13 protein-coding genes and 1 pseudogene are annotated in these 14,768 nt (G+C 60.2%); 8 read left to right on the plus strand and 6 right to left on the minus strand.

Annotated elements, in window-relative coordinates; genetic code table 11:
- The first annotated feature begins 18 nt into the window (after nt 1-18).
- From AC1RR7_RS24465 to AC1RR7_RS24475, 3 genes are read left to right on the plus strand one after another with little or no spacing between them, the layout of a single operon-like run.
- Nucleotides 19-771, plus strand: a complete 753-nt coding sequence (locus tag AC1RR7_RS24465) for a 5-oxoprolinase subunit PxpA (RefSeq protein ID WP_096819376.1) — start codon at nt 19-21, stop codon at nt 769-771.
- Nucleotides 768-1,472, plus strand: a complete 705-nt coding sequence (gene pxpB / locus AC1RR7_RS24470) for a 5-oxoprolinase subunit PxpB (RefSeq protein ID WP_493158615.1) — start codon at nt 768-770, stop codon at nt 1,470-1,472. Before AC1RR7_RS24465 ends, pxpB begins: the two co-directional genes overlap by 4 nt.
- Entirely contained in the window at nt 1,469-2,386 is a 918-nt protein-coding gene (locus AC1RR7_RS24475; protein WP_493158617.1) for a 5-oxoprolinase subunit C family protein, read from the plus strand. The genes pxpB and AC1RR7_RS24475 overlap by 4 nt, the downstream gene beginning before the upstream one ends.
- A 104-nt stretch (nt 2,387-2,490) precedes the next feature.
- Here the strand turns inward: AC1RR7_RS24475 and AC1RR7_RS24480 are convergent, their stop codons facing one another.
- Both AC1RR7_RS24480 and AC1RR7_RS24485 read right to left on the minus strand, forming a co-directional pair.
- Nucleotides 2,491-3,669: a vWA domain-containing protein gene (locus AC1RR7_RS24480; protein ID WP_007956512.1), complete on the minus strand. Its 1,179-nt coding sequence runs from the start codon at nt 3,667-3,669 to the stop codon at nt 2,491-2,493.
- A gap of 12 nt (nt 3,670-3,681) precedes the next feature.
- On the minus strand, nt 3,682-4,527 hold the full coding sequence (locus tag AC1RR7_RS24485) for an AAA family ATPase (protein WP_007911294.1): 846 nt from the start codon (nt 4,525-4,527) through the stop codon (nt 3,682-3,684).
- Between the two features lie 225 nt (nt 4,528-4,752).
- Here AC1RR7_RS24485 and AC1RR7_RS24490 point away from each other — a divergent pair.
- Nucleotides 4,753-5,010, plus strand: a pseudogene (locus tag AC1RR7_RS24490) (DUF2442 domain-containing protein); the annotation flags it as partial.
- A 4-nt stretch (nt 5,011-5,014) separates the two neighbouring features.
- On the opposite strand, the gene AC1RR7_RS24495 reads toward AC1RR7_RS24490, so the two are convergent.
- Nucleotides 5,015-6,091: a DUF748 domain-containing protein gene (locus tag AC1RR7_RS24495; protein WP_493158619.1), complete on the minus strand. Its 1,077-nt coding sequence runs from the start codon at nt 6,089-6,091 to the stop codon at nt 5,015-5,017.
- A 128-nt stretch (nt 6,092-6,219) separates the two neighbouring features.
- Here AC1RR7_RS24495 and cysK point away from each other — a divergent pair, with 128 nt between their 5' ends.
- Nucleotides 6,220-7,194: a cysteine synthase A gene (cysK, locus tag AC1RR7_RS24500; RefSeq protein WP_493071902.1), complete on the plus strand. Its 975-nt coding sequence runs from the start codon at nt 6,220-6,222 to the stop codon at nt 7,192-7,194.
- Nucleotides 7,195-7,381: 187 nt separating this feature from the next.
- Nucleotides 7,382-8,320, plus strand: coding sequence for an aspartyl/asparaginyl beta-hydroxylase domain-containing protein (locus AC1RR7_RS24505; protein WP_096819371.1), 939 nt, complete (start codon nt 7,382-7,384; stop codon nt 8,318-8,320).
- Nucleotides 8,321-8,379: 59 nt separating this feature from the next.
- Here AC1RR7_RS24505 and AC1RR7_RS24510 read toward each other — a convergent pair whose 3' ends face one another.
- Nucleotides 8,380-8,637, minus strand: coding sequence for a hypothetical protein (locus AC1RR7_RS24510; protein WP_493158620.1), 258 nt, complete (start codon nt 8,635-8,637; stop codon nt 8,380-8,382).
- Between the two features lie 335 nt (nt 8,638-8,972).
- Here AC1RR7_RS24510 and AC1RR7_RS24515 point away from each other — a divergent pair, with 335 nt between their 5' ends.
- The gene (locus AC1RR7_RS24515; protein ID WP_493158621.1) at nt 8,973-9,836 is read left to right on the plus strand and encodes a DMT family transporter; all 864 of its coding nucleotides are present in this window, start codon (nt 8,973-8,975) and stop codon (nt 9,834-9,836) included.
- A gap of 57 nt (nt 9,837-9,893) precedes the next feature.
- Here AC1RR7_RS24515 and AC1RR7_RS24520 read toward each other — a convergent pair whose 3' ends face one another.
- Nucleotides 9,894-10,802, minus strand: coding sequence for a DMT family transporter (locus AC1RR7_RS24520; protein ID WP_096819367.1), 909 nt, complete (start codon nt 10,800-10,802; stop codon nt 9,894-9,896).
- 84 nt (nt 10,803-10,886) lie between these two features.
- Nucleotides 10,887-12,512: a methyl-accepting chemotaxis protein gene (locus AC1RR7_RS24525; RefSeq protein WP_493158622.1), complete on the minus strand. Its 1,626-nt coding sequence runs from the start codon at nt 12,510-12,512 to the stop codon at nt 10,887-10,889.
- A 417-nt stretch (nt 12,513-12,929) separates the two neighbouring features.
- Between AC1RR7_RS24525 and aceK the strand changes: the two genes are divergently transcribed.
- The gene (aceK, locus tag AC1RR7_RS24530) at nt 12,930-14,651 is read left to right on the plus strand and encodes a bifunctional isocitrate dehydrogenase kinase/phosphatase (RefSeq protein ID WP_102620238.1); all 1,722 of its coding nucleotides are present in this window, start codon (nt 12,930-12,932) and stop codon (nt 14,649-14,651) included.
- Nucleotides 14,652-14,768: the final 117 nt, after the last annotated feature.

Raw genomic sequence — 14,768 nt, forward strand, 5'->3', positions numbered from 1 at the left:
GCTACAGGAGTGTTCACCGTGAGCCGCCTGCTATTGAACTGTGACATCGGCGAGAGCTTCGGCAACTGGACCATGGGTCTGGACGCGGAGGTCATGCCCTTCATCGATTGCGCCAACATTGCCTGCGGTTTCCACGCCGGCGACCCGAGCATCATGCGCAAGACCGTCAGCCTGGCCTTGAGTCATGGCGTGCAGATCGGCGCGCATCCGGCCTATCAGGATCTGGTGGGTTTCGGTCGGCGCTCCATGGCGTACACCGCCCAGGAACTGCAAGACATCCTGCATTACCAGATCGGCGCCCTCGACGGCATTTGCCGTGCCCAGGGTGGAAAAGTCAGTTACGTCAAACCCCACGGCGCAATGTACAACGACATGATGGCCAACCCGGCGCAGTTGCGGGCGGTGATCCAGGCAGTCGCAGCTTACGACCGCAGCTTGCCGCTGATGCTGATGGCAACCCGCGACAACACGGCGGCGCAACAGCTCGGAGACGAATACGGCGTGACCCTGTGGTTCGAAGCCTTCGCTGACCGCGCCTACGACAGCGCCGGCCGACTGGTCTCGCGGCAACTGCCGGGGGCGGTGCATCACGACGCCGAAACCATCATCGGGCAAGCACTGACCATCGCCCGGGGCGACAACCTCACCGCCAGCGACGGCAGCGCGCTGCACTTGCAAGCCAACACCTTGTGCGTACACGGCGACAACGCCAGTTCAGTGGCGGCCGTGCAACGCATTCGTCAGGCCTTGAACGAGCAGAGCGCGCCATGAATCCGCGGGTGGAAGTGGTGGCACTGGATTGCCTGATGCTGCGCCTGTTCGATGAAATCGCCGAAGCCAACATGCCGTGGATGCTCGCCGCCAGCGAGCGGTTGCGCACGGTGTTCGGCGAGCATTTGATTGATCTGGTGCCGTCGTACACCACGTTGATGGTGCATTACGACCTGACGGCATTGAGCCCGAGTCAGGCCCGGGAGTTGATCGCCGAAGCCTTGGTCGACCTTTCGCCCAATGCGCGAACCGGCGGCCAGTGTCACGTGCTGCCGGTGTGGTACGACTTGAGTGTCGGCCCGGAACTGAGCCTGCTGTCGCAGCGCAGTGGTTTGTCGGTGGAAGAAGTGATCCGCCGTCACAGTGCGCGTGAATATCAGGTGTTCGCCCTGGGTTTTGCACCGGGGTTTGCCTTCATGGGGCTGGTGGACGAAGTCCTGGCGGCCCCGCGTCTGAACACACCTCGCAAGAAAGTCGCCGCCGGCAGCGTCGGCATAGCCGAACGGCAAACTGCCGCGTATCCGGTGGTGTCTCCCGGTGGCTGGAACCTGATCGGTCGCACGCCGGCAAAACTGTTCGACCGTGAACGCGAGGGCTACAGCCTGATGCAGCCCGGCGATACCGTGCGTTTCGAAGCAGTGAGCCACGCCGAGTTCATCCGTCTCGGCGGTGACGACACGCCTCTGGAGGCCCTGGCATGAGCCGACTGACAATTGAAGCGAGCACACCGCTGTGTCTGTTGCAGGACGCCGGACGATTCGGCGTGCGTCATCTGGGTGTGACCCAGGGCGGCGCGGCGGACTGGCGGTCGATGGCCTGGGCCAACTGGCTGCTGGGCAATGGCCTGGATTTGCCGGTGATCGAAATCACCCTTGGCGGGTTTGCGGTGGTGGCGGAGGACGACTGTCTGCTGGCGTTGGCTGGCGCCGATCTTGGCGCGCAGATTGACGGTGAAATGTTGGCGCCGTGGCGCAGTTTCAAACTGCGCAAAGGGCAGACCTTGAAGTTCCCCCAACCGTTGTTGGGGGCTCGGGCCTATCTGGCGGCGCCCGGTGGTTTCACTGCGCCGAAAGTGTTGGGCAGCAGTGCCACGGTGGTGCGCGAAGAGCTCGGCGGCCTCGATAGTTTTGGCTTGCCGCTGGCCAAGGGTGCTTCGCTGAGTTATCAGGGCGAAACCCTGTTGGTGCGTGAGGTTTCGGCACAGCATCGGCCGGATCTGCGCCTCGACGCGCCGCTCGATCTGGTGCTTGGCGCGCAGATCGGTCAGTTCAGCGGGCAGAGCCTGTTCGATGCATTCAACAGTGCCTGGACGCTGGACAGCCGTGCCGATCGCATGGGCATTCGTCTGTTGGGGACGGCGTTGCAGTATCAGGGTAAGCCGATGATTTCCGAGGGCATCCCGCTGGGCGCGGTGCAGGTGCCGCCGGACGGGCAGCCGATCGTGTTGCTCAATGATCGGCAGACCATTGGCGGGTATCCGCGATTGGGAGCGTTGACGCCGTTGGCGCTGGCACGCCTGGCGCAGTGTCTGCCGGGGGCGAAGGTCAGGTTGCGCCCGGTGGTACAAGAAGTTGCACACCGGGAACATATCGAATATCTACAGCGCTTTACTTGATCGTTCCCACGCTCCGCGTGGGAATGCCGCCCGGGACGCTCCGCGTCCCAGTGACGCAGAGCGTCACTTGATGCATTCCCACGCAGAGCATGGGAACGATCCGCTTACTTGGACAGAAACCGCATCCCCTCTTCCAGCCCGCGCAACGTCAGCGGATACATCTGATCCTCGATCAAATCCCGCACGATATTGGTCGACGAGGTGTAGCCCCAGGTGTCTTTCGGGTACGGATTGATCCAGATGAGCTTCTTGTACTTCTCCATGAAGCGCTGCATCCACACGTAACCCGGCTCTTCGTTCCAGTGCTCGACGCTGCCGCCGGCCTGGGTGATTTCATAGGGCGCCATTGCAGCGTCACCGATGAAGATCACTTTGTAGTCGGCGCCGTACTTGTGCAGCAGATCCTGGGTCGAGGTGCGCTCGGAGGTACGGCGCATGTTGTTCTTCCACACCGATTCATAAATGAAGTTGTGGAAGTAGAAGTACTCCAGATGCTTGAACTCGGTCTTGCAGGCCGAGAACAGTTCCTCGCAGATCTTCACGTGGGCGTCCATCGAACCGCCGATGTCGAACAGCAGCAACAGCTTCACCGTGTTGCGCCGTTCCGGGCGCATCTGGATGTTCAGCAGGCCGGCGTCCTTGGCGGTGTGGTCGATGGTGCCGTCGATATCCAGCTCTTCCGCCGCGCCCTGACGAGCGAATTTACGAAGGCGGCGCAGGGCGACCTTGATGTTGCGGGTGCCCAGTTCCACCGAGTCGTCGAGGTTCTTGTACTCGCGCTGATCCCAGACTTTCACCGCTTTGCCCTGGCGCTTGCCGGCGTCGCCGACCCGAATGCCTTCCGGGTTGAAACCGCCGGAGCCGAACGGGCTGGTGCCGCCGGTGCCGATCCATTTGTTGCCGCCGGCGTGGCGTTCTTTCTGTTCTTCCAGGCGCTTCTTGAACTCTTCGATCAGCTTGTCCAGGCCGCCGAGGGATTGGATCTGTGCGCGTTCCTCGTCGGTCAGCGAACGCTCGAACTCCTTGCGCAGCCAGTCTTCGGGAATCAGCGCCTGCAAGTGGTCGTCGAGTTTTTCCAGGCCGTTGAAGTAGGCGCCGAACGCACGGTCGAACTTGTCGAAATGCCGTTCGTCCTTCACCAGAATCGCCCGGGACAAGTAGTAAAACTCGTCCATGTCGGCGAACGTCACGCGCTGTTTCAGCGCGTTGATCAGGTCGAGCAGCTCGCGCACCGACACCGGCACCTTGGCTGCACGCATTTCGTTGAACAGGTTGAGCAACATGGCGTCAGCCTCTTAGCGGGTGCCGCGACGGCTCATGAACGCCAGGCGCTCAAGCAGTTGCACGTCCTGTTCGTTCTTCACCAGCGCACCGGCCAGCGGCGGGATGGCTTTGGTCGGATCGCGTTCGCGCAGCACCGCTTCGCCGATGTTGTCGGCCATCAGCAGTTTCAGCCAGTCCACCAGTTCCGAGGTCGACGGCTTCTTCTTCAGGCCCGGCACCTTGCGCACGTCGAAGAACACGTCCAGCGCTTCGCTGACCAGGTCCTTCTTGATGTCCGGGTAGTGAACATCGACGATTTTCTGCAGGGTGGTGCGGTCGGGGAACGCGATGTAATGGAAGAAGCAGCGGCGCAGGAAAGCGTCCGGCAGCTCTTTCTCGTTGTTGGAGGTAATGATGATGATCGGACGCTTCTTGGCCTTGATGGTCTCGTCGATCTCGTAAACGTAGAACTCCATCTTGTCGAGTTCTTGCAACAGATCGTTGGGGAACTCGATGTCAGCCTTGTCGATTTCGTCGATCAGCAGAATCACGCGTTCTTCAGACTCGAACGCCTCCCAGAGCTTGCCCTTCTTCAGGTAGTTGCGCACGTCGTGGACTTTTTCATTGCCCAGTTGCGAGTCGCGCAGACGGCTGACCGCATCGTACTCGTACAGGCCCTGATGGGCCTTGGTGGTGGACTTGATGTGCCAGGTGATCAGCTTGGCGCCGAACGATTCGGCCAGTTGCTCGGCGAGCATGGTCTTGCCGGTGCCCGGCTCGCCCTTGACCAGCAGCGGCCGCTCCAGGGTGATGGCGGCGTTGACCGCCAGCTTCAGGTCATCGGTGGCGACGTAGGCCTGGGTGCCTTCGAACTTCATCTGCTAATCCTCGAACGGTAACGCCGACCTGAACGGGCAGGGCGGGGGCGAAATAATCGGATGCCCGACTATAACGCGCGGCCCGGTCGACTGTGAACGCAGACGGCTTATTCAGTCTCTGAATGGGGCGTCACATGTTGACTCAGTTTCGGCGCAAAGCCAGCATTCAGTGATCATCGGTTTGGAAGTAGCCTGCTGAACATCTCTGATAGAGGATCTGAACCGATGCTACCCAGGAAACGCCCTCGTTTATCGTCTGTACAACCTTCGGAAGATTTTTGTCTGGCGCTGACCTTTGTTGATGGTCAGCAGTTGCGTGTCGATTTGAGCCAGGATCTTCAAAGGTATCCAGGCCTCAAGCCCTTACTTGATCCAAAGGTATTCTGTGCAGCAAACCTCGGAAATGAGGGGTGGACCGTGGAATGGCTGGATCCGGATATTCAGCTCGGCGCCGATACCTTGTATCTGGATGCGCTCGTGCAAAGACCTAACCCGCATCCGGCTTCGGACGCTCATACCGGGCATTGAATGCCTGGATGAATCCATTGCGCAAAATCTGCAAAAACGCTTCGAACGCGCTGATATCTTGCTGATGGACGCTGCCGCTGAGTTCGACCTTGGTGGCGAACTGGTTTTTGGCCTGGTTCTTCAGCACGGTTTCGGTACCACCGACCAGGGCCTCCCAGACTGAGCGGAAGATGCTTTTGTTCTTGTTTTCCACATCCTGTTGCCAGTTGAACACTTCAACGGCGCGCAGCAACGGCTTGATGTAGCCCGTCAGCTGGGCTTTTTTGGCCTGGGCCTCGATGACCACGTCGCCGTGGCCGGCGCTGAAGTCGAACTTGCCATAGGCCGAGGCAAAGTCGTTCATGCGCTTGAGTTCGAGGTCGCGGGCACGCAGGCGGAACTCGAAGTCTTCGAAGTTGCTCAGCGGGTCGAAGGTGGCGGAGGTTTCCAGTGGCGCCTGGCCCAGCAGCAGGGCCTTGCCTTCGAAGCGGGCATCACGCTTGCCCTGGGTGTCGACGACGTTGGTCAGGTTGTAAATGCTCGCTTCGACGTTCGTAGCGTTCATGTTCACGGGCGGTTTCGAGTTGAAGTTGCGGAAACTGATGCGACCATCGTTGATCTGCACTTCGTCGAGGGTGATCGGCAGCAGCTTGCCCAACTGCGCGCGCCAGTCGGTGCCTTTACCGGTCTGGGAGTTCTGTTTGTTGGCACCGCCATCGACGAAATTGACTTCGGGTCTGAAGAACTTCACCTGCGCTACTACCGCGTGGTCGTACCACAGCGAATGCCAACTGACGGACAGATCGATCAACGGTGCATTGACGAACGGCACCGGTACCTTGCCGTCGACCTTGACGATCTTCAGTCCGTTGATCTTGTACGCACCGCGCCACAGGGCCAGGTCCACATCGGTGACCTGCCCACGGTAGTCGCCCATGTTGGCCAGCTTGTCATTCAGATAGTCGCGCACGAGAAAGGGCAGGGCGATGTGCAGGGCGATCAGTAGCACAACGACAGTGGCGAGGATCCACAACGGCCAGCGGTAGCGACGCTTCATGGCGGCAATTCCCGAACGGTGTTAAGCGATGGACTGCCGCCTGTAGCAGACGTTCGACCCGACTGGACTGGCAGGAGCAACAGGCTTACCTTGGAGAGCTGAATTCAACGCTGCATAAGGACCCAGCCATGAGCCGCATTTTTGCTGACAACGCCCATTCCATCGGCAATACGCCGCTGGTGCAGATCAACCGCATTGCGCCTCGTGGCGTGACCATCCTGGCCAAGATCGAAGGTCGCAACCCGGGCTATTCGGTGAAGTGCCGGATCGGCGCGAACATGATCTGGGACGCCGAAAGCAGCGGCAAACTCAAGCCGGGCATGACCATCGTCGAGCCGACCTCGGGCAACACCGGCATCGGCCTGGCCTTTGTGGCGGCCGCTCGCGGTTACAAATTGATGCTGACCATGCCGGCCTCGATGAGCATCGAGCGGCGCAAGGTGCTCAAGGCGCTGGGTGCCGAGCTGGTGTTGACCGAGCCCGCCAAAGGCATGAAAGGCGCAATCGAAAAGGCCAACGAGATCGTCGCCAGCGACGCGGGCAAATACTTCATGCCGTCCCAGTTCGACAACCCGGCCAACCCGGCCATCCACGAAAAAACCACCGGTCCGGAAATCTGGAACGACACCGACGGTGCGATCGATGTACTGGTGGCGGGCGTCGGCACCGGCGGAACCATCACCGGTGTATCGCGGTATATCAAGAATACGGCGGGCAAACCGATTCTGTCGGTGGCGGTGGAGCCGGTGTCTTCGCCCGTGATCACTCAGGCGCTGGCCGGCGAAGAGATCAAGCCGAGCCCGCACAAGATTCAGGGCATTGGCGCCGGTTTCGTACCAAAGAACCTGGATCTGTCGATGGTCGACCGGGTCGAGCGCGTGACCGATGAAGAGTCCAAGGTCATGGCGTTGCGCCTGATGCAGGAAGAGGGGATTTTGTGCGGCATTTCCTGCGGTGCCGCGATGGCCGTTGCAGTGCGCCTAGCGGAAACCCCGGAAATGCAGGGCAAGACCATTGTGGTGGTGCTGCCGGACTCTGGTGAGCGTTATCTGTCGAGCATGCTGTTCAGCGATCTGTTCACCGATCAGGAAAACCAGCAGTAAGCGTCCCGTTGATTCAGGTCAGCCAGGGTTCAGGACCGTTATGTTAATTAATGCTTTGTTGCGCAATTCTTAACACTGAATCTTGGGTCGGGCGGGTTTTTCCCGGAGCCGGTAGTGTTTATCATGGCCGGCCGCCATGTCGGGTAAATGACATTGCGTGGCGTTGTCTTTTTTCAAGGAGTTGTTGATGACCTTTTCGTTAGCCGCCAAGGTGTCGGTGTTGCTGCTGTTTGTGGGCAGCATCCTCTACGTGCATTTGCGCGGCAAGGCGCGTTTGCCGGTGCTGCGTCAGTTCGTCAACCATTCGGCGCTGTTCGCTCCGTACAACGCGTTGATGTACCTGTTCTCCGGCGTGCCGTCCAAGCCCTATCTGGATCGCAGCAAATTCCCGGAACTGGACGTGCTGCGCGACAACTGGGAAACCATCCGCGACGAAGCGATGCACCTGTTCGACGAGGGCTACATCCGCGCCGCCGAGAAGAACAACGACGCCGGTTTCGGCTCGTTCTTCAAGAAGGGCTGGAAGCGTTTCTACCTCAAGTGGTACGACAAACCGCTGCCATCGGCCGAAACCCTGTGCCCGAAAACCGTGGCACTGGTCAGTGCCATCCCCAACGTCAAGGGTGCGATGTTCGCGCTGTTGCCGGGCGGCAGCCATTTGAATCCGCACCGCGATCCGTTCGCCGGTTCCCTGCGCTATCACCTCGGCCTGTCGACGCCCAACTCCGACGATTGCCGGATCTTCGTCGACGGTCAGGTCTACGCCTGGCGCGACGGTGAAGATGTGATGTTCGACGAGACCTACGTGCACTGGGTCAAGAACGAAACCGAAAAGACCCGCGTCATCCTGTTCTGCGACATCGAGCGTCCGCTGAGCAACCGCCTGATGACACGCATCAACCGCTTCATCAGCGCCTGGCTGGGCCGCGCCACCGCACCGCAGAACCTCGACGACGAACGCGTCGGCGGGATCAACCAGGCTTATGCCTGGACCAAGAACTTCAGCGACCGGTTCAGCGGTGTGGTCAAACAGTGGAAACGCCGCAATCCAAAGGCCTACCGCGTAATGCGGCCGGTGCTGGCGGTGGTGGTGTTGACGTTGCTGGGATATTGGCTGTTTGGTTGAGGCTGACTCCCAGACAATAAAAAACCGCTCCTTGTGAGCGGTTTTTTATTGTCTGTGAGTCAGCGCCGTCCGGCGAGAACGTCGGGCTCGTCTTCGATGCCCGTAATCAGTAGCTGAAGAAAGCGCTGCTGATTGGTTGATGGCTCAGAGGAAATAAGCTTTTCATCCGTTTTGATTGATCTTTTCTTAGTGGGGGATTTTTTCACAGATTTACGCATGAGCCCGCCCTCGTAGTGGATGTAGCCGTTGCTCAACAGCCTATTCAGCTCTTGTCCATCCGTCGCTAGCGGCCCTTTGCCCAAGTCGTTGCAATCCATGTCGCGGGCTGGTTATAGTCGGCGCTCGTGAGTTCTACGGCTCACCTTTCAACCCTTCAAAAAAGATCAGCCCAATGCCTGCATCCCTCATCAACGTGGTAGTCGATTCAGCGGTCAACGCTGGCGTCGTGCCGTGCGGGAATCAGCAGCCTGTGCAGATCAGTCATTACCCCCCACCTGTCAGTAGCACGCCGGTGTGCGCAGTCGTATCACCGCCGGGCGTTGGCGTTTCGGGCTGATCAGCGTTTTCTGCTGACCCCTGTGCCCGCCTGAAAAAACCTACTGAATTTCAGCTTCGGCTGAGTTGGCTATTTGCCTGACTACAGGTGGTATTCATGTTTGTCCTTTCGAAAAAGTCCGCGCTCGCGGCGGCGTCCACGAGCCTGTTCGTTCTGCTGTGGAGCAGCGGGGCGATCTTCTCCAAGTGGGGGCTGGCCCACGCCTCGCCCTTTGCCTTTCTGCTGATCCGTTTTGTGATTGCCCTGTGCGGGCTGGTGCTGCTGGTGCCGTTGCTCAAGCTGAAACTGCCCAAGGGTGGCAGGCCGATGCTGTATGCGATGGCCACCGGAGTGGTGTTGTTGGGGGCTTACCAGATCTTCTATCTGCTGGCGCTGGACCTGAAGGTCACCCCCGGCGTGATGGCCACCATCATGGGTGTGCAACCGATTCTCACGGTGGTGATCATGGAGCGTCAGCGCTCGGCGAGCCGCATTTTCGGTCTGCTGCTGGGACTGGCCGGTCTGATCATGGTGGTTTACCAGGGCATTGGTCTGGCCGGGATGTCTTTGGCGGGAATGCTGTTCGGTCTGCTGGCACTGGCTAGCATGACGTTCGGCTCGATCATGCAGAAGCGCATCACCGACAATCCTCTCGGCACGCTGCCGGTGCAGTATCTGGCGGGGCTGTTGTTGTGCGGGATCTTCGTGCCGTTCCAGCCTTTTCACTTCGAGCACAGCGCCGGCTTCATCGTGCCGGTGTTGTGGATGGGACTGGTGGTGTCGGTGCTGGCGACCTTGCTGCTGTACCGCCTGATCGCCCGGGGCAATCTGGTGAATGTCACCAGTCTGTTCTATCTGGTGCCAGCGGTGACGGCGGTGATGGATTACCTGATCTTCGGCAATCGCCTGGCGGCGTTGAGCGTGTTGGGGATGCTGTTGATCATCGTCGGTCTGGTATTTGTCTTCCGTAAATCGGCATAAGAAACGCGCATGAAGAAGGCCCGGGAGGAAACTCCCGGGCCTTTTTACATCTGCCGATCAGCGAGTCGCGACTTCTACCGGTTTCACCGCCGCCGGCTTCAACACCAGCCACAGCGCAATCGCGATCAATACCCCGCCATACACGTGGGCCATCGACAGCGGTTCATCGAGAAACAACGCGCCCCACAGCACGCCAAACGGCGGGATCATGAAGGTCACCGTCATCGATTTCACCGGCCCGATGGAGCTCAGCAGGCGGAAGTAGATGATGTAGGCAAATGCGGTGCAGCCCAGACCCAGGCCCAACAGCGACAACCAGACATTCCAGCCACCCCAGCTCACCGGCGGCTGGGTGATGACGCTGTAGCCAAACAGTGGCAGCAGGAACAGGGTAGCGCCAAGCATACTGCCCAAAGCCGAAAGACGGCTGTCGAGCCCGCCGGCCTGATCCAGCCAGCGTCGAGCGAGGAACCCGGCGAAGCCGTAGCAGGTCGTTGCGAGCAGGCAGGCAACAGCGCCCATCAACAGCGGCAGGTCGAACGCGACCGGGCCGGCGCGGGTCAGCACGCCCACACCAAGCAGGCCAAGGAAAACCCCGGCCAGTTTGGCCACTGTGAGTCTTTCACTGAAGAACAGCCCGCCGATCAACACGCCCATCAGCGGTGTGGTGGCATTGAAGATTGCGGAGTACCCGGCCGGCAGCACCTGGGCGGCGACGGAATACAAGGTGGCCGGAACGCCGGAGTTGATCACGCCCAGCAGCATCACGGTCTTGAGTTTGCCTTTGAAGTCCCAGCTGATGCGCATCAGGCCGAGGATCACCAGCAAACCGACCGCCGCGATCGAGACCCGGAAAAATCCGGTAGGAACGGTGCCGATCGTGGGGGCGATGATGCGCATGAACAGGAAGCTCGCACCCCAGATCGCGGCCAGCGACAACATGCGGAAAATATCGACAGGGCTCACGGGCAACTCCTTCCTTGATGGGGACGAGAGTGTTGCCGAGCGCCCTGACGATGGCAACCGCTAAACGGGCATTTAATTTTCCCGTCAGAGCACGAAGCGCGTCACCAGGCCGTTCAGGTCGACGGCCAGGCGCGACAGTTCCTGACTGGCGGCAGACGTTTGGGTCGCACCGGCGGCGGTCTGGGTCGACAGGTCGCGGATGGTCACCAGGTTTTCGTCGACTTCCCGGGCCACCAGCGCCTGCTGTTCGGCGGCGCTGGCGATCACCAGGTTGCGCTGGTTGATCTGCGAAATCGACGCGGTGATTTTCTCCAGTGCATGGCCCGCGCTGTTGGCTCGGCGCAGGGTCTGGCTGGCCTGTTCGGCGCTGCTTTGCAACGCGCCGACGGTGGCGCCGGTGCCTTGCTGGATGCTGCTGATCATCAGCTCGATTTCTTCGGTGGAATTTTGCGTGCGTTGCGCCAGCGAACGGACTTCGTCGGCGACGACTGCAAATCCACGTCCTGCCTCCCCGGCCCGCGCCGCTTCAATGGCGGCGTTGAGTGCCAGCAGGTTGGTCTGCCCGGCGATGCCGCGAATCACTTCCAGCACCTTGCTGATGTCCTGAGCCTGGGTCGCGAGGCCCTCGGCCTGTTCGGAGGCGCCGAGCACCGCGCTGACCAGTTCCTGAATCGAGTTGATGGTCTCGCTGACCTGCACGTGCCCGTGCTTGCTGTCTTCGTTCGAGGCTTCGGACGCTTCGGCACTGGACACCGCATTGGCGGCCACTTCATCGACCGCTGTGCTCATCTCGGTAACCGCGGTGGCGGCTTGTTCGATCTGGTCGTTCTGCTGTTGCAGGCCGCGGGTGCTTTGTTCCATCACCGAACTCATTTCCTCGGCGGCGGAGGCCAGTTGCTGGGCTGACTCGCTGATGCCGCGGATGGTCGAGCGCAGATTGCCCTGCATTTCAGCCAGAGCGCTGAGCAACTGCGCGGCTTCGTCCCGGCCCTCGCTGTCGATGCGACCACTGAGGTCTCCCGAGGCAATGCGTCGTGCCACGTTCAACGCCTGATTGATCGGCGCGGTGATGCTGCGGGTCAGCAGCCAGGCCAGCAGCAGCGTGGCGATCAGGGCGATGACGATGATCGTGGCGACGATCCACAGCGCCTGCTGGTACATCGCCGCCGCAGACCTGGCAGCGGCATCCGCACCTTGCTGATTGAGGCTGATCATTTGCTCCAGCGTCTTGTCGAGCACCGTGCCCTGGGGCGCCAGTTCATTGGTCAGGCGCGCGTAGGCCTGATCGTTCTGTCCGGCGTCGATCTGCTTGAGGATCTGGTCGAGGATGCTCAGGTACTTGGCCGTGTCGGCGCCCAGACCTTCCAGCATCGCCCGTTCCTGATCGTTGGCGATCAGGGCTTTATGGTCGTCGAGGCGTTTGAGCAATTCCTGGCGTTGCGCGGTGAGAATGCCTTTGCTTCGTTCGCGAATGGCCGCCTGGGTGCTGGTGATCAGGCGCAGGGATTCGAGGCGGATGCTGGCGATGTTCGCTGCCGCGTCATGGATGCTTTCGATGCTGGGCATCCACGATTCTTCAATCACCGCCGCGCTCTCGCGCAGGGTTTTCATCTGTCCCAGGCCGAACAGGCCAACCACCACCAGCAGGCTGGCCAGAACGGCAAAACTCAAACTGGCGCGCAAACCTATGCGCAGATTCCGGATAGACATCAATGTGCTCCTTGGGCATTGGGGGAGAGGTCGTCCTCGTGGGCCGAGGATCTTGTTGTGAGGCGGGTGATGGCGGGCTGTATATCAAAGTGCCAGTATCTTGGTAAGGCCCGTTTTTGACCGACGCCGCAAGGAGTGGACAGGCGTGAACACGTCGAGCAAAGGCGCGGACTAGAGATGTCGTTGATAAATTGGATCCGAAACCCAGAGAAAACGCGGGCTGGCGCCGTGCAGGGGGAAGTGCCATTCGGGATGTTTACTGACCGAACGGTCGATTCAAAAAACTTTGATAAAAACTGTGTCGTTGTACAACCCGGTCGAGGATTTGGCAGAAATTGCACTTCTCCTGCCCCCGCTTCCGTGGCTAAGCTCAGGCCTTCGAGCGCAGATTCTTCAATTCCCGCAGAGGTCTCATCTATGCCGCAGCAATGGCCAGCCACCGACATCGCCCGCATGATCCTCGATGGCTTTGACGATTACCGCGAGCATTTCCGGCGGATCACCGACGGCGCCCGGGAACGCTTCGAGCAGGCGCGCTGGCAGGAGACGCAAACCGCGTCGGCGGCGCGGATCAACCTCTACGAAGACAAGGTCAACGAAACCATCGCGCGCCTGCGCGAGTATTTCGAGCCGGACACGCTGATGGAGGTCAGTTGCTGGCCGTTGGTGAAAAGCGCCTACATCAGCATCATCGACCTGCGCTTCGACGATGAGCTCTCCGAGACCTGGTACAACTCGATTTTCTGCGGCCTGTTCAGCCACGACCTGATCAGCGACGGCTGCATGTTCATCCACACCACCCGGCCGAGCCTGCGTCGCGCCCGGGCTGCGCAGACCCGTACCTACAAGCCGCAAGGGCAGTTGTCGGGCATGCTCGCGAGCATCTTTGCCGATTACCGTTTCAGCGAGGCATATGCCGACTTGCCCCGCGACTTGCAGCGTCTGGAAGCGCAACTGCGCGAGAACCTGCCGGACTGGGTGTGCAAGGACCCGGAACTGAGCGTCGAGTTGTTTTCCTCGGTGCTGTACCGCAACAAGGGTGCCTATCTGGTCGGACGCATCTACACCAACGACGATCAGTGGCCGCTGGTGATTCCGCTGTTGCACCGCGAAGGGCGGGGGATACAGATCGACGCGCTGATCACCGACGAAGCCGATGTATCGATCATCTTCTCGTTCACCCGTTCGTATTTCATGGTGGATGTGCCGGTGCCGGCGGAGTTCATCGGCTTCCTCAAGCGCATCCTGCCGGGCAAGCACATCGCCGAGCTGTACACCTCGATCGGTTTCTACAAGCACGGTAAATCGGAGTTCTACCGCGCGCTGATCAACCACCTGGCCAACACCGATGACCAATTCATCATGGCACCGGGCGTGCGCGGTATGGTCATGAGCGTGTTCACGTTGCCGGGCTTCAACACCGTGTTCAAGATCATCAAGGACCGTTTCTCGCCGTCGAAAAACGTCGACCGCGCCACGGTGATCGAGAAGTACCGACTGGTGAAAAGCGTCGACCGCGTCGGGCGCATGGCCGATACCCAGGAGTTCGCCGACTTTCGTTTTCCGCTGAGCAAGTTCGATCCGGCCTGCCTTGCGGAGTTGCTGGAGGTTGCGCCGTCCACGGTGTCGCTCGAAGGTGAAACCGTGCTGATCCGCCACTGCTGGACCGAACGCCGGATGACCCCGCTGAACCTCTATCTGGACAACGCCAACGAAGCCCAGGTACGCGAAGCGCTGGAGGATTACGGTCTGGCGATCAAGCAACTGGCGGCGGCCAACATCTTCCCCGGCGACATGCTGCTGAAAAACTTCGGCGTCACCCGCCATGGCCGGGTGGTGTTCTACGACTACGACGAAATCTGCTTTCTCACCGAAGCCAACTTCCGTCATATCCCGGCACCGCGCACGCCGGAGGACGAAATGGCTTCCGAGCCGTGGTATTCGATCGGTCCGCTGGATGTGTTCCCCGAAGAGTTTCCGCCGTTCCTGTTTGCTGATGCAGCGCAGCGCAAACTGTTCGATCAGTTGCATGGCGAGTTGTACAACGCCGATTACTGGAAGGGCTTGCAGGAGGCGATCCGGGCCGGAAAGGTTATCGACGTCTTTCCGTATCGGCGCAAGGGCCTCGATAACGAATAACTCTGCGAGCGAATACTCTGTGGCGAGGGAGCTTGCTCCCGCAGGGCTGCAAAGCAGCCCTGGAACCACCTGCCAGTCCGGGCAGCGATTGCTGCGCAATCGAGCGGGAGCAAGCTC

This window comes from Pseudomonas sp. GW821-FHT11G12 (genome assembly GCF_058808055.1).

What these genes read in the sequence shown, in the direction of transcription:
- AC1RR7_RS24480 (WP_007956512.1), bottom strand. Translation starts at nt 3,669, where the DNA reads ATGTTGCTCAACCTGTTCAACGAAATGCGTGCAGCCAAGGTGCCGGTG.
- AC1RR7_RS24485 (WP_007911294.1), bottom strand. Translation starts at nt 4,527, where the DNA reads ATGAAGTTCGAAGGCACCCAGGCCTACGTCGCCACCGATGACCTGAAG.
- AC1RR7_RS24475 (WP_493158617.1), top strand. Translation starts at nt 1,469, where the DNA reads ATGAGCCGACTGACAATTGAAGCGAGCACACCGCTGTGTCTGTTGCAG.
- AC1RR7_RS24510 (WP_493158620.1), bottom strand. Translation starts at nt 8,637, where the DNA reads ATGGATTGCAACGACTTGGGCAAAGGGCCGCTAGCGACGGATGGACAA.
- AC1RR7_RS24525 (WP_493158622.1), bottom strand. Translation starts at nt 12,512, where the DNA reads ATGTCTATCCGGAATCTGCGCATAGGTTTGCGCGCCAGTTTGAGTTTT.
- pxpB (WP_493158615.1), top strand. Translation starts at nt 768, where the DNA reads ATGAATCCGCGGGTGGAAGTGGTGGCACTGGATTGCCTGATGCTGCGC.
- AC1RR7_RS24515 (WP_493158621.1), top strand. Translation starts at nt 8,973, where the DNA reads ATGTTTGTCCTTTCGAAAAAGTCCGCGCTCGCGGCGGCGTCCACGAGC.
- aceK (WP_102620238.1), top strand. Translation starts at nt 12,930, where the DNA reads ATGCCGCAGCAATGGCCAGCCACCGACATCGCCCGCATGATCCTCGAT.
- AC1RR7_RS24495 (WP_493158619.1), bottom strand. Translation starts at nt 6,091, where the DNA reads ATGAAGCGTCGCTACCGCTGGCCGTTGTGGATCCTCGCCACTGTCGTT.
- cysK (WP_493071902.1), top strand. Translation starts at nt 6,220, where the DNA reads ATGAGCCGCATTTTTGCTGACAACGCCCATTCCATCGGCAATACGCCG.
- AC1RR7_RS24505 (WP_096819371.1), top strand. Translation starts at nt 7,382, where the DNA reads ATGACCTTTTCGTTAGCCGCCAAGGTGTCGGTGTTGCTGCTGTTTGTG.